At 61.7% G+C, this 13,662-nt stretch carries 11 protein-coding genes; 5 read left to right on the top strand and 6 right to left on the bottom strand.

The features are described 5' to 3' along the window. Positions 1-130 precede the first annotated feature (130 nt). Positions 131-2,197 (top strand): autotransporter outer membrane beta-barrel domain-containing protein, encoded by a 2,067-nt coding sequence (locus tag L8K08_RS12435; RefSeq protein ID WP_242197218.1) that lies wholly within the window; start codon positions 131-133, stop codon positions 2,195-2,197. A gap of 72 nt (positions 2,198-2,269) precedes the next feature. Here the strand turns inward: L8K08_RS12435 and L8K08_RS12430 are convergent, their stop codons facing one another. From L8K08_RS12430 to L8K08_RS12420, 3 genes are read right to left on the bottom strand one after another with little or no spacing between them, the layout of a single operon-like run. After that, complete coding sequence (locus L8K08_RS12430) at positions 2,270-2,911, bottom strand: DUF1345 domain-containing protein (RefSeq protein WP_106577860.1); 642 nt, start codon at positions 2,909-2,911, stop codon at positions 2,270-2,272. 52 nt (positions 2,912-2,963) lie between these two features. After that, positions 2,964-6,053, bottom strand: coding sequence for an efflux RND transporter permease subunit (locus L8K08_RS12425; protein WP_242197215.1), 3,090 nt, complete (start codon positions 6,051-6,053; stop codon positions 2,964-2,966). Positions 6,054-6,071: 18 nt separating this feature from the next. Next, complete coding sequence (locus tag L8K08_RS12420) at positions 6,072-7,229, bottom strand: efflux RND transporter periplasmic adaptor subunit (protein WP_242197212.1); 1,158 nt, start codon at positions 7,227-7,229, stop codon at positions 6,072-6,074. Positions 7,230-7,517: 288 nt separating this feature from the next. Between L8K08_RS12420 and L8K08_RS12415 the strand changes: the two genes are divergently transcribed. Continuing rightward, positions 7,518-8,219, top strand: coding sequence for a response regulator transcription factor (locus tag L8K08_RS12415; RefSeq protein WP_145165677.1), 702 nt, complete (start codon positions 7,518-7,520; stop codon positions 8,217-8,219). Positions 8,220-8,222: 3 nt separating this feature from the next. After that, positions 8,223-9,524, top strand: coding sequence for an ATP-binding protein (locus tag L8K08_RS12410; RefSeq protein ID WP_242197208.1), 1,302 nt, complete (start codon positions 8,223-8,225; stop codon positions 9,522-9,524). Here L8K08_RS12410 and L8K08_RS12405 read toward each other — a convergent pair whose 3' ends face one another. The 3 genes from L8K08_RS12405 to L8K08_RS12395 form a co-directional block, all read right to left on the bottom strand. Further along, positions 9,525-10,211: an anti-sigma factor gene (locus tag L8K08_RS12405; protein WP_242197205.1), complete on the bottom strand. Its 687-nt coding sequence runs from the start codon at positions 10,209-10,211 to the stop codon at positions 9,525-9,527. Beyond that, complete coding sequence (locus L8K08_RS12400; protein WP_242197916.1) at positions 10,208-10,735, bottom strand: sigma-70 family RNA polymerase sigma factor; 528 nt, start codon at positions 10,733-10,735, stop codon at positions 10,208-10,210. The genes L8K08_RS12405 and L8K08_RS12400 overlap by 4 nt, the downstream gene beginning before the upstream one ends. Positions 10,736-10,903: 168 nt before the next feature. Further along, a complete protein-coding gene (locus tag L8K08_RS12395; RefSeq protein WP_242197202.1) occupies positions 10,904-11,425 on the bottom strand; it encodes a DUF3455 domain-containing protein in 522 nt (173 codons plus the stop codon). A 137-nt stretch (positions 11,426-11,562) separates the two neighbouring features. Here L8K08_RS12395 and L8K08_RS12390 point away from each other — a divergent pair, with 137 nt between their 5' ends. Both L8K08_RS12390 and L8K08_RS12385 read left to right on the top strand, forming a co-directional pair. Next, on the top strand, positions 11,563-12,342 hold the full coding sequence (locus L8K08_RS12390; protein WP_145165673.1) for a class I SAM-dependent methyltransferase: 780 nt from the start codon (positions 11,563-11,565) through the stop codon (positions 12,340-12,342). A gap of 81 nt (positions 12,343-12,423) precedes the next feature. After that, positions 12,424-13,209 carry a sulfite exporter TauE/SafE family protein gene (locus tag L8K08_RS12385; RefSeq protein ID WP_242197199.1) on the top strand — a complete coding sequence of 262 codons (786 nt, stop codon included), beginning with the start codon at positions 12,424-12,426 and terminating at the stop codon, positions 13,207-13,209. Positions 13,210-13,662: the final 453 nt, after the last annotated feature.

The following is a 13,662-nucleotide window of genomic DNA, read 5'->3' as shown; positions in this document are numbered from 1 at the left end:
CACTGCGCACGCGCAAACACAAGTCATTTTGCCCAATACGTCGATATCGGCCGCTACGCCGCTTGATAACTATGTGCTGTCTGGCGGATCAAGCTTGATTGCGCACGGTGCGACGACCCGGCAGATTCAAATGGTTAACGCCGGTTTGACGCTGGAGCCGGGCAGCAAAACGTTAGATATCGAAGCCCGACTGCAATCGAAAGTGGTCGTTGATAACTCCCAGGTGACGGCGCGCCCCACGATCACCCAGGCCATTTCGGTCGCGGGTAACAGCAGTGCATTAATCACCAATAACAGTACGGTCACCAATGCCACGGGTTGGGGGGTGAGTGTCACCCGAACGACAGGCGGCACGGATGGTTCATCCCTCACGGTAAAAGACAGCAGTGTTATCGGTGCAACCCGTGGTATTTCCGCCGCCGGCTACGGCACGGTGAACCTGGACAATGCCCGCGTCGACGCTACGGCTGCGACAGGTATAGGTTTGGTACTGCTTAATGCCGATGCTGTGGCGCGCAATAACAGCCTTATTACTGGCGGGGTGAACGGCGTCAATATGCGCATGGAGGGGGATCTGACGCGGACCAACTCCTTGATCCTGGATAATTCCGTGGTTCAGGGCAAAAGCGGCTCAGCCATCCTGGTCAATCCGCCGCTCACCAACAGCACCAAGGCTGATATCCAGGTTCTCAACGGTTCGAACCTGCTCAGCGGTAATGGTGTGCTGCTTCAAGTGGACAATAACTCCAGCGCCAACCTGTTCGTCGACAACAGCCAGTTGACCGGCGACGTGGTCATTGGCGCGGGCAGCACGGGCGTGGTGCAACTCAACAACAATGCCTCGCTCACCGGCCAGTTGCGCAATGTCGAGCAACTCGACGTCAACAGCAATGCCCAGTGGGTGCTGGTGGGTGACAGCCAGGTCAACACCCTGAAAATGGGCGGCGGCAACGTAGTCTTTGGCGCCCCGGGCCAATTCTTTCAACTGAACACCAATAACCTGACAGGTAACGGCACGTTCAAAATGCACACCAACTTCAACACCGGCGAGACCGACCTGTTGAATGTCAATGGCAACGCCGAAGGCAATCACCAACTGTTGATTGGCGCCAGTGGCTCGGAGTTGGCCACCGGTGAGGCCATCAAAGTGGTACACACCGAAAGCGGCGGCGCCCGGTTCGGGCTGGTGGGCGATACCGTCGATGTCGGCGCTTTCGAATATGGGCTCAAGCAGGAAGGCACCGACTGGTACCTGGACACCGAGAAAAAGGGCACCAGTACCAGCGCCAAAGCCGTGCTGGCATTGGCCAACGCTGCACCTGCGGTACTGGTGGGTGAGTCGAGCATTTTGCGCACCCGCATGGGCGAAGTCCGCTTTGGCCAGGGCAAGAGCCAGGGCCTGTGGATGCGCGGCTACGGCAACAAGATTGACGTGGCGGCCAACAGCAACGGCGTGGGCTACTCACAGAACCAGACCGGCCTGACCATCGGTGCCGATACGGCGCTGGATGCGGGTGATGGCCAGTGGACGCTGGGTGTCATGGGCGGTTACAGCAACTCAACCCTGGGCCTGAGCCGTGGCAGCAGCGGTATGGTCAACAGCTACTACCTGGGTACCTATGCAACCTGGCTGGATGAAGAAAGCGGCGTGTACGTCGACCTGGTGGGCAAGGTCAACAAACTCAAAGGCCAAAGCCAGGTCAACATGAGCGACGGCCAACGTGCCAAAGGCAAATACACGCAAGACGCGGTGAGCGCATCTGCCGAGGTGGGCAGAAACATCAAGCTCGATGATGAGGGCCTGTATGTTGAACCGTTTGCCCAGTTGTCTATCGCCGCCATTGGCGGCGCCAACTACACCATGGACAACGGCCTGAAGGCAAAGAGCGATCGTGCTACGTCAGCCATCGGCAAAGTGGGGGTTACCCTGGGCAAAAATGTCCAGCTGGACAGCGGTAGCATTCTGCAGCCGTACCTGCGCACGGCGGCGGCGCGTGATTTCAGCCCGGACAACCGGGTGTACATCAACGATCAGAGGTTTAATAACAACCTCTCGGGCGCGAGCGTCGAGGTCGCGGGCGGCATGGCTGTTTCGTTGTCGAAAAACCTTAGCCTGCATGCCGAAGTCAGTCACAGCAAAGGCAAGGCGTACGACATGCCTTGGGGCGCAACTGCAGGGTTGCAGTACGCCTTCTAAGGTACGTGTGCACGTGGATAGGGGAAGCTTTGGCTTCCCCTTTTTTTCGCCCGTTTGATCAGCGCGCTGGGCCTAACTGAACAAGCCTGCGGCAATGTTGATCGAAAAACCCAGAATCGCCGTATTGAACAAAAAACCGATCAACGACTGGCCCAGCACCACTTTGCGCAGACCGCGCGTGGCCACGCCCACATCGGCTGTTTGCACCGCCACGCCGATGGTGAACGAGAAGTACAGGAAGTCCCAATAGTTGGGGTTGCGCAAGCCTTCGGCAAAACGCAATGCCGGCTCCTCGCCCTCCCAGGTGTAGAAAAGGCGCGCGTAGTGCACGCTGAAAATCACCCCGGTCAACAACCATGAGCCGACCACGGTCATGCCGGTAAAGCCGTAGTGCAGCAGGCGCGCTGTGCTGTCGAGGTCTTTGCTGCCCACCAGGTTCACCGTGATGGTCGCAAGGCTGGCAATTGCCGCGATGCACACCATGAACAGCACCAGCCCGGCGTTTTCGTCTTCAATCTCGGCGATGCGTTTTACGTCGTCGGCGCGAGCACGGGTCGCCAGCCACAGCATCAGCAGCAGGTAGGTCCAGACGCCGGCGTTCCAGCCGATGAGGATTTTGCTGATCAGCGTGTCGGCAGGCGCCAGAATGCCCACGGCAAGGCCGAGTACGGCGGCGGATGAAAGGCGAGGGTGGGTGCGGGCGAGGAAGGCCATAGGTGCTCACAACAAGAGAGGTTGTGAGCACCATAGCGCATTTTCGGACGGGTTATGGACGCTTGCGCACCCACTTCATGACGACCACAAAGAACACCGGCACAAACACCACTGCCAGTGTTGCGGTGATCATCCCGCCGATCACCCCGGTGCCAATGGCTTGCTGGCTGGCGGAGCTGGCGCCGGTGGCAATCGCCAGGGGCACCACGCCGAGGATAAACGCCAGCGACGTCATGATGATCGGCCGCAAACGCAGGCGCGCGGCTTTCAAGGTGGCGTCGATCAGGTCCTCGCCTTGCTCATACAAGTCCTTGGCGAATTCGATGATCAGGATCGCGTTCTTCGCCGACAAGCCGATGATGGTGATCAAGCCGACCTTGAAAAACACGTCGTTCGGCATGCCGCGCAAACTCACCGCCAATACCGCGCCGAGCACGCCCAGCGGCACCACCAGCAACACCGAGGTCGGGATCGACCAACTTTCATACAGCGCCGCCAGGCACAGGAACACGATCAGCAGCGACAGGCCCAACAGCAACGGCGCCTGGGAGCCGGACAAACGCTCCTGCAGCGACAAGCCGGTCCATTCCTGGCCCAGCCCCGCGGGCAGCTGGCTGACCAGGCGCTGGATTTCTTCCATGGCTTCACCCGTGCTGTGCCCTGGCGCCGCTTCGCCGCTGATGGCGATGGCGGGGTAGCCGTTGTAGCGGGTCAGCTGCGCCGGGCCCTGGGTCCATTTGGCTTCGACAAATGCCGATAACGGCACCATCTTGCCGGCGTTGTTGCGCACATTGATCTTCAACAAATCCGCCACCTGGCTGCGCTGATCGCCTTCGGCCTGCACCACCACCCGTTGCATACGGCCCTGGTTGGGGAAGTCGTTGATGTAGGCCGAGCCGATGGCTGAAGACAACACATTACCGACGTCAGCAAAGGAAACCCCCAGTGCATTGGCCTGCTTGCGGTCCACTTCCAACTGCACTTGCGGCGCCTCGGCCAGGGCGCTTTCACGCACATTGGCCAGGATCGGGTTTTTCTCGGCGGCCGCCAGCAGCTCAGTACGCGCCGCCATCAAGGCGCCATGGCCGACACCGCCACGGTCCTGCAACCGGAACTCGAAACCGCTGGAGGTGCCCAGGCCATCTACCGGCGGCGGCAGGATCGCATAGGCAATCGCATCCTTGAGCTCGCTGAACGCGGCGTTGGCGCGGTCGGCAATTGCCGCCGCCGAATCGTCGCTGCTGCGTTTGGACCAGTCCTTGAGCGTGGTGAACGCCAGCGCCGCGTTCTGCCCGGAGCCAGAGAAACTGAAGCCCATGATCATGGTGGTATCGCCCACCCCAGGCTCCTGGGCGTTATGCGCCTCGATCTGCTCGGCCACCTGCACCGTGCGGTTCTTGCTCGCGCCCGGTGGCAGCTGGATGTCGGTGATGGTGTAACCCTGATCTTCCACCGGCAGGAACGAGGAGGGCAGGCGGCTGAACATCCAGCCCAGGCCCACCAGCAGCACCAGATAGATCAGCAGGTAACGGCCGCTGCGTTTGAGGGCGTAGGCCACCCAGCCTTCATAGCGGTCGGTCAGGTGTTCAAAACGCGTATTGAACCAACCGAAGAAACCGCGTTTGGCGTGGTGCTCGCCCTTGGCAATCGGCTTGAGCAACGTGGCGCACAGGGCCGGGGTCAGGGTCAAAGCCAGGAACGCCGAGAACAGAATCGAGGTGGCCATCGACAGCGAAAACTGCTGGTAAATCACGCCCACCGAGCCCGGCATAAAGGCCATCGGCAGGAATACTGCGACCAGCACCAGGGTGATGCCGACGATGGCTCCGGTGATCTGGCCCATGGCTTTGCGCGTGGCCTCCTTGGGCGACAGACCCTCGGTGGCCATGATGCGCTCGACGTTTTCGACCACCACAATCGCATCGTCCACCAGAATGCCGATGGCCAACACCATGCCGAACATGGTCAGCACGTTGATCGAAAACCCCAGCAACAGCATGGTGGCGAACGTGCCCATCAGCGCAATCGGCACCACCAGCGTCGGGATCAGCGTGTAGCGCACGTTTTGCAGGAACAGGAACATCACCGCAAACACCAGCGCCATGGCTTCCAGCAAGGTGTAAACCACCTTGGTGATCGAGACTTTGACGAAGGGCGAGGTGTCGTACGGGATCTTGTACTCCACATTGGCCGGGAAGTAGCGCGACAGCTCGTCCATCTTCGCCCGCACCAGCGTTGCGGTGCTCAGCGCGTTGGCACCTGGCGACAGCTGCACACTGACGGCGGTGGACGGCTTGCCGTTCAGGCGCGTGGAAAACTGATATTCCTGGCTGCCGATTTCCACCCGCGCCACATCGCCGATGCGCACGGTGGAGCCGTCCGGGTTGGCCTTGAGCACGATGTCGGCGAACTCCGCCGGCGTCGACAGCTGGCCTTTGACCAGAATGGCGGCGGTGATTTCCTGGGTGCTGGTGCCCGGCAAATCACCGATGCTGCCCGCCGAGACCTGCGCATTCTGTGCGCTGATCGCGGCGTTGACGTCGGCGGGCGTAAGGTTGAAGCCAATCAGTTTCTGCGGGTCGATCCAGATACGCATCGCACGCTCGGCGCCATACAGCTGCGCCTTGCCCACGCCCTCGATGCGCTTGAGCTCGTTCATCACGTTGCGCGCCAGGTAATCGCTGAGCGCCACGTCATCGAGCTTGCCGTCGCTGGAGGTCAATGTCACCAGCAGCAGGAAACCGGCAGAGACTTTCTCCACCTGCAACCCTTGCTGGGTCACGGCTTGCGGCAAGCGCGGCTCTACCGCCTTCAGACGGTTTTGCACATCGACCTGGGCCATTTCCGGGTCGGTGCCCGGCTGGAACGTCGCGGTGATGGTCGCCGAGCCCAGGCTGCTCTGGGATTCGAAATACAGCAGGTGATCGGCGCCGTTGAGCTCCTGCTCGATCAGGCTGACCACGCTTTCGTCCAGGGTCTGGGCCGAGGCGCCCGGGTACACCGCGTAGATTTCCACCTTCGGCGGCGCGACGTTGGGGTACTGGGCCACCGGCAGCTGCGGGATCGCAAGCGCGCCGGCCAGCAAGATAAACAGGGCGACCACCCAGGCGAAGATCGGGCGGTCAATAAAGAACTGCGGCATTGTCAGGTATTCCTTTGCTTAGCGGACCGAGGCCTGGGCATTCGGCGCAGGGCTGTCGTCCACTTCGACTTTTTCACCGGGGCGTGCGTGTTGCAGGCCTTCGACGATGATGCGGTCACCGGGCTTGAGTCCGTTGCTGACGATCCAGCGATCCTCAATCACCGCGCCCAGCTCCACCGGTTGCTGGCTGACAACCTGTTCGGCGTCCAGCAAGAGCACCATCGGGATGCCGGCGCTGTCGCGGGTAATGGCGCGTTGCGGCACGCTGATGCCTTGTTTGTCCACCGCCTGTTCCAGGCGCACGCGTACAAAGCTGCCGGGCAACAGGTCGAGGTCCGGGTTGGGAAACTCGCTGCGCAGGATGATCTGCCCGGTGCCGGGGTCGACGCTGATTTCGGCAAACAGAAATTTGCCTGGCAGCGGGTACAGGCTGCCGTCGTCCTCGATCAGCGTGGCCTTGGCCTGGTCCTGGCCGACCTGCTTCAAGCTGCCGGCACGGAAGGCGCGGCGCAGGTCGTTCAACTCGCGGGTGGACTGGGTCAGGTCGGCGTGGATCGGGTCCAGTTGCTGGATGATCGCCAGCGGCGTGGCTTCGTTTTGCCCGACCAGCGCGCCCTCGGTGACCAGCGCGCGGCCGATGCGCCCGGAGATCGGCGCGGTCACGGTGGCGTAGCCCAGGTTGAGTTTGGCGCGCTCGACGGCAGCTTTGTTAGCGGCGACTTCGGCGTTGGTCTGGCGCACGGCAGCGCGGGCATTGTCGTAGTCCTGGCCGCTGATGGCGTTGCCCTCGACCAACTGGCTGTAGCGCTGCTTTTGCAGGCGCGCCTGGAACGCGTTGGCCTGCGCCTTGCTCAGGTTGGCCTGGGCGCTGTCCAGGTCGGCTTTGAACGGGGCCGGGTCGATGCGAAACAGCACGTCGCCCTGTTTCACGTCGTGACCTTCCTTGAACACGCGCTGCATGACCACACCGGCCACCCGCGCGCGCACTTCGGCAATACGCGGCGCGGCGATCCGCCCGCTCAGTTCACTGGTGATCGACAGGGGCTTGGCCTGCAGGGTCTCGATGCGCACTTTGGCCAGGGGCATTTGCGGCGCCTCGTCCGCCGACTGGCCACATGCGCTCAGGGCGAGCGCCAGGGCCAGCAGGCAAAACGGCGCAAACAGATTCTTCGACATGCTCATATCCCAATATTGACTGGCGCATCCTAAAGACACCTGCGCCGTGGTGCTGTGAAGCTGTGTAGCTCGTCTGTGAAGAAATGTAAGGTGCGACCCATAGTCGCCTGAGGGCGTATATCCTTGCACAATCCTGCAAACAGCAAAGATCACATGTGGGAGGGGGCTTGCCCCTAATGGCGGTGGATCAGCCAATAAATCTATCCACTGAACCACCGCATTCGCGAGCAAGCCCGCTCCCACATTGGGTTTCTGTACACCTGATGAACTGCATTATTTGGAAACACCATGCCCAACATCCTCCTGGTGGAAGACGACGCCGCACTCTCCGAGCTGATTGCCAGCTACCTGGAGCGCAATGGCTACCATGTCAGCGTGCTCAGCCGTGGCGACCACGTACGTGAACGCGCGCGCCTCAACCCGCCGGACCTGGTGATCCTCGACCTGATGTTGCCCGGCCTCGATGGCCTGCAGGTGTGCCGCTTGCTGCGCGCAGACTCGGCAGGCTTGCCGATCCTGATGCTCACTGCGCGCGACGACAGTCACGACCAGGTGCTGGGCCTGGAAATGGGCGCCGACGACTATGTCACCAAACCCTGCGAGCCGCGCGTGCTGCTCGCCCGTGTGCGCACCTTGCTGCGCCGCAGCAGCCTGTCCGAACCTCAGGCGGCCAACGACCAGATCGTCATGGGCAACCTGTGCATCGACCTGTCGGAGCGCACCGTGAGCTGGCGCGAGCAGGCCGTGGAGCTGTCCAGCGGTGAATATAACCTGCTGGTGGTGCTGGCCCGGCACGCCGGTGAAGTGCTCAGCCGCGACCAGATCCTGCAGCGCCTGCGCGGTATCGAGTTCAACGGCACCGACCGCTCGGTGGACGTGGCCATCTCCAAGCTGCGCCGCAAGTTCGACGATCACGCGGGCGAGGCGCGCAAGATCAAGACCGTGTGGGGCAAGGGGTACCTGTTCAGCCGTTCCGAGTGGGAATGCTGATCCATGTTTCGTGTCCTGCTGCGCCTCTACCTGATCACCATCATCACCTTCAGTGCGGCGATCTTTCTGATTCCGCGGTTGGTGATCCAGCTGTTCGAACACCGTTACATGGACTACAACGTCGAGCAGACCCGTGGCCTGCAGACGCTCATCGTCAAACAATACCTGCGCGCGCCGGTTGAGCGCTGGTCCCAGGTGACCGAGCAATTGGGCCGCGACTTCGCGCCGCTGAAAGTCAAACTGCTGTTGCGCCAGGACGCCAGCTACACGCCCGCCGAAGAAAAGCTGCTGGAGCAGGGCAAGCCGGTGATCCGCCTCGGCGAATGGGGCTGGATGGAAGAAATCAGTTCGCCGGTCAACCAGCAGTTTGCGGTCAAGCTGACGATTCCCCCCGACCCGATGGACATGAACTTGCTGTACTGGTCGATGAACGTGCTGATCGGCGCCGCGCTGCTGGCTTGCCTGCTGTTTTGGCTGCGCCCGCACTGGCGTGACCTGGAGCGCCTGAAAAGCACCGCCGCACAACTGGGCAAGGGCAACCTGGGCGAGCGCACGCAGATTCCGCCCAGTTCCAACATTGGCAGCCTGGCGTCGGTGTTCGACACCATGGCCGACGATATCGAGCGCCTGCTCAATCAACAGCGTGACCTGCTCAATGCGGTCTCCCATGAACTGCGCACGCCGCTGACCCGCCTGGATTTCGGCCTGGCGCTGGCGTTGTCCGAAGACTTGCCCCAAGCCAGTCGCGAGCGCCTGCAAAGCCTGGTGGCGCACATTCGTGAGCTGGACGAGCTGGTGCTGGAATTGCTGTCCTACAGCCGTCTGCAAAACCCGGCGCAACTGCCGGAGCGAGTGGACGTGGTGCTCGACGAGTTTGTCGACAGCGTGTTGGGCAGCGTCGATGACGAACTGGAAAACCCCGAGATTGTCATCGACGTGGCGCTTGATTGCGCGGTGGAGCGCTTCAGCCTCGACCCGCGCCTCACCGCCCGCGCACTGCAAAACTTGTTGCGCAATGCCACGCGCTATTGCGACAAGCGCATTCAGGTGGGCGTCAAGGTGTGTGCCAAGGGCTGCGAGATCTGGGTGGATGACGATGGCATCGGCATTCCGCTAGACCAGCGTGAGCGGATCTTCGAACCTTTCTATCGCCTGGACCGCAGCCGCGACCGCGCCACCGGAGGCTTCGGCCTCGGCCTGGCCATCAGCCGGCGTGCGATGGAGGCCCAGGGCGGCACGTTAACGGCCCAGGCGTCACCCTTGGGCGGGGCACGGTTCCGGCTGTGGTTGCCCAGCGTCGGCTGATCAGAGCACCTTGACGGCGCGGCCGATCGCCTGGATCGGCCCGGTGGGTTTGCCGGTCGGCGAGCCATTCGGGTCTTCCAGGGTCAGCTCGAACAATTGGTTGGGCGCCAGTGGCGGCAGTTTGTCCAGCGGCACCGACAGCGTCTGGCCTGGCTTGACCAACCCCAGCGACACCGGGCCTTGCCAGCCATCCGCCTTGGTCCAGAACTGCAGCGCCTTGTCGGCAGGCACTTGCATCACACCCAATGGAATCAACTGGATCTGCTGAGTATTGCTGGCCTGGATCACCCAACCCGGAGCCTGGCTTTGCGGCGCCACCAATACCACCACAAAAGTGGGTTCTGCAGCGGGCGGGCGGGTCAGCAGCAGCGTCGCCAGTACCCACGTCGCCATCAGCCCCGCGCCGGCCAAACCGCGCCATAGTGCCAGCAGGTTCCACCACGATGTGTGCAGGTCGGCGCGGGTGTCGGCAGGCGTGACGGTGCGCTCGATGCGCCGCCACAGCTGGGCAGAAGGGGGCACCGGTTCGGCCAATGCGGTCAGCGGCAAAAGGCGCTGCTCCCATGCGTCCACCGCCGCGCGCAACTCGGCATCCTCGGATAAGCGTTGCTCAACCTCGGCGCGTTGCGCGGCGGGCAGGGTGCCCAGCACGTATTCGCCAGCCAGTTCGTCCAGAGGGTTGCTCATGCCATGCACTCCCGCAGCGCAGCGAGGCTGCGTTTGATCCAGGCTTTGACGGTCCCCAGCGGGGTGTCCAGTTTCTGTGCGATTTGGCTGTGGGAATAGCCGTCGACGTAGGCATGCAGGATGCACGCGCGACGGGCCGGGTCGAGCTGCTCCAGGCAGGCGTGGACCTGCCCCGAGCGCGAAGCGAATTCAACGGTGTCGGTTGTGGCGATGTGCTCGTGCGCGTCGCCCAGGGGGGCTTCGCGGTAGTGATTGCGCACGGCATTGAGCGCCAGGTGCCGGGTCACGCTGAACACCCAGCCGCGCGCCGAGCCGCGGTTGGGGTCGAAACTGCCGGCGCCACGCCAGATCCTGATAAACGCGTCATGCACGATGTCTTCGGCCAGGGATTTGTCCCTGGCAATGCGAAAAGCCACGCCGAGCAAACGGCTGTTGTCCTGTTCATAGAGCTGGCGCAAGGCGCGTTGATCCCCACGGGCGCAGGCCAGTAGACAGGTTTCGTAATCAAAATCGGCGTCAGGCAAGGCCACGTGTTTCCACCATTGTCATAACAATCGCCACCGAGCTGCAGGGCGCCGGCATGCCGGCGAAAACGGGCACGGGCGCAGCGTAAACCCAGGTGCCCTGCGTCATCGTTGACGACCCTCGCCGGCAAGCCGGCTCTTACAGGGGCAGCGTAGCCGAGTTTGTTCTCAGTTGGCCGCCCAGAAGATGTAGTCGGCCTGGTACTTCACCACTGCCTGCGTGCCTTTGTTGGCAGCGCTGCACTCGGTGCTCGGCGCCACGCCACCCTTGAGCGCCACGCGCTGGATATAACTCACACCGCTCATTGCGCCTTTGCCTTCGGCCGGGTTGGCCTTGACCAATTGGTACGGCAGGTTGCCCGCACCGGACGGCGCCACGGCCAACTGCGTGCCGGTGATTTTCGAACCGTCCTGGGCTTGCCATGTAGCCGGTGGGCCGAAATAGGTGCCCACTGGCTTGCCGCTGCGGTCATTCAACACCGCCTTGGGGCCGACAAACGTCCACTCGGTCTGGCCGGGAGCGTTAGCTTTGTCGCGGCATTCGTAGGTGATTTCGCCGACGCCTGTGGTCTCCAGCGCCACTTTGTGCCCATCCGGCACCTTGATGCTGTCGGGCAGGCCGGTCTGGGCGAAAGCCATTGGCGCGGCGGCCAGCAGGGCGGTCAGGCAGAACAGTGCTTTAGCGTTCATCGGTGTTTCTCCATTGAGTAAAACAGCGGGGTCACTGTAAGCACTACCCAGGCCGCGCTCGATTGGATGCAGTGATTAGAAAATAAATGCACAAGGGCGCACACTGTGCCCCCGCTTTACCCGAGGAGAGATTGGCAATGACTGGTGTTCACACGTCTGCTCAACAGGGTTTCTCTACCCAGGCCGCCACTTACGCCCAAGGCCGGCCCGACTATCCACGACAACTCACCGGCTGGCTCACTGATGCGCTGCACATCGATGCGCAATCGACGGTAATCGACCTGGGCGCCGGTACCGGCAAGTTCACCCGTTTGCTCAGCACCCTGGCGCCAACGCTGGTGGCGGTCGAACCGGTCGAAGCGATGGGCGCGCAGCTCAATAAACTGTTACCCGATGTGCGCCTGGTCAATGGCACCGCCGAATCCATTCCCCTGGAAACCGCCGTCGCCGAGGCGGTGGTCTGTGCGCAGGCGTTCCATTGGTTTTCTACCGAAGCCGCGCTGGCAGAAATCCACCGCGTGCTCAAACCCGATGGGCGCCTTGGGCTGGTGTGGAATGTGCGCGATGAATCGGTGGATTGGGTCGCCGCCATCACCGACATCATCACCCCCTATGAAGGCGACACGCCGCGCTTTCATACAGGCCGCTGGCGCGAAGCCTTCACCGGCGAGTATTTTTCCGCACCCGAAATGACCTGCTTTGCCTATCAGCATGTCGGCAGCCCTCAGGAGGTGATCATGGATCGCTTCCTGTCGGTGAGCTTTATCGCGGCGCTGCCCGCCGCCGAGAAAGCCCGCGTGACTGCGCAATTGCAGGCACTAATCGACACGCACCCTGCCTTGCGGGGGCGTGACACTGTGGCGTTTCCGTATCAGACGCAGGCCTACGTCTGTCAACGGCTGACACAAAAGGCATAAAGTCAGATCATATTGATATAAGTCGTTATAAGAAAAATCGCTATCCTGCGGCCAGAAATTTATAAGGCCGCGGGTAGTTGTATGGATGTGGGTAACTTTGGTTTTGTCATCGCCGGCCTGGTGGTTGGTTTTATCGTCGGCATGACCGGTGTCGGTGGGGGGTCTTTGATGACCCCGATCCTGTTGTGGTTCGGCATCAACCCGGCGACCGCCGTGGGCACGGACTTGTTGTACGCGGCCATCACCAAGTCAGGTGGCGTGCTGGTGCACAGCAAGAACAAGAATATCGACTGGACCATTACGGGTTGGCTGACCTTGGGCAGTGTGCCTGCGGTGCTGCTGACCCTGTGGTTCCTTGCCAGTCTGCATACTGACCCCAGCGCCATGAACGCGGTGATCAAGCAGGCGCTTGGTGTGGTGTTGCTGCTGACGGCGCTGGCGATTCTGTTCAAGAAAAGCCTGCTGGCTTTTGCACAGCGGCATGCGGGTGATGACTATCACATGAGCTCGCGCAACTTGAACCTGTTGACGGTGGTGACCGGTGCGATCCTTGGCACCATGGTTGCCCTGACGTCCATCGGCGCGGGTGCGCTTGGGACCGTGGCGCTGTTTATTCTGTACCCGTTTCTGGCGACGCGTCGGCTGGTGGGTACCGAGATTGCCCATGCTGTGCCGCTGACGCTGATTGCGGGCCTGGGGCACGCGAGCATGGGGAATATGGATTGGCATTTGCTGGGCTTTTTGCTGATGGGGTCGTTGCCGGGGATTTACCTGGGGAGTCACATGACCGGTAAGGTTCCTGATGGTGTGTTGCGGCCTTGTCTGGCGGTTATGTTGATGACTATTGGCTATAAGTTGGCGTTCTGATGTTTTCAGGTTTCTGAGTGGGGTGAGTACATATCCGTTGCTGCGGTAACGGCGGCTGGCGGTTCCGTTCTTACAGCGGGTCACTTTTGGCAAAATCACAGCAACACACCTCTATCTGATGCACAGACACCCAAATGTGGGAGCGGGCTTGCCCGCGAATGCGGTGGTTCAGTCAGCCCATGTGTCACTGGCACACCGCCTTCGCGAGCAAGCCCGCTCCCACAAGTTGACCGAGTTCAGCCTCCAACACCGCACTGCTTTGTTTTTCTGTGGGAGCTGGCTTGCCTGCGATGCAGGCACCTCGGTCCATCAGGCCCACCGGGTTGATGCCATCGCAGGCAAGCCAGCTCCCACCTTCGACCGAGTACAACCGACACCCACCTACCTGACGCACAGAGATCCAAATGTGGGAGCGGGCTTGCCCGCGAATGCGGTGGTTCAGTCAGCCCATGT

Origin of the sequence: Pseudomonas sp. TREG-RG-20F-10-E-6-01, from assembly GCF_022662455.1 — a bacterium.
In the GTDB taxonomy this organism is placed as follows: Bacteria; Pseudomonadota; Gammaproteobacteria; order Pseudomonadales; family Pseudomonadaceae; genus Aquipseudomonas.
This window is presented reverse-complemented; position numbering and strand designations above follow the sequence as displayed.

Bases quoted from the DNA above. Each gene is read 5' to 3' on its own strand.
- L8K08_RS12435 (WP_242197218.1), top strand. From the start codon at position 131: ATGGTTAACGCCGGTTTGACGCTGGAGCCGGGCAGCAAAACGTTAGAT.
- L8K08_RS12430 (WP_106577860.1), bottom strand. From the start codon at position 2,911: ATGGCCTTCCTCGCCCGCACCCACCCTCGCCTTTCATCCGCCGCCGTA.
- L8K08_RS12425 (WP_242197215.1), bottom strand. From the start codon at position 6,053: ATGCCGCAGTTCTTTATTGACCGCCCGATCTTCGCCTGGGTGGTCGCC.
- L8K08_RS12420 (WP_242197212.1), bottom strand. From the start codon at position 7,229: ATGTCGAAGAATCTGTTTGCGCCGTTTTGCCTGCTGGCCCTGGCGCTC.
- L8K08_RS12415 (WP_145165677.1), top strand. From the start codon at position 7,518: ATGCCCAACATCCTCCTGGTGGAAGACGACGCCGCACTCTCCGAGCTG.
- L8K08_RS12410 (WP_242197208.1), top strand. From the start codon at position 8,223: ATGTTTCGTGTCCTGCTGCGCCTCTACCTGATCACCATCATCACCTTC.
- L8K08_RS12405 (WP_242197205.1), bottom strand. From the start codon at position 10,211: ATGAGCAACCCTCTGGACGAACTGGCTGGCGAATACGTGCTGGGCACC.
- L8K08_RS12395 (WP_242197202.1), bottom strand. From the start codon at position 11,425: ATGAACGCTAAAGCACTGTTCTGCCTGACCGCCCTGCTGGCCGCCGCG.
- L8K08_RS12390 (WP_145165673.1), top strand. From the start codon at position 11,563: ATGACTGGTGTTCACACGTCTGCTCAACAGGGTTTCTCTACCCAGGCC.
- L8K08_RS12385 (WP_242197199.1), top strand. From the start codon at position 12,424: ATGGATGTGGGTAACTTTGGTTTTGTCATCGCCGGCCTGGTGGTTGGT.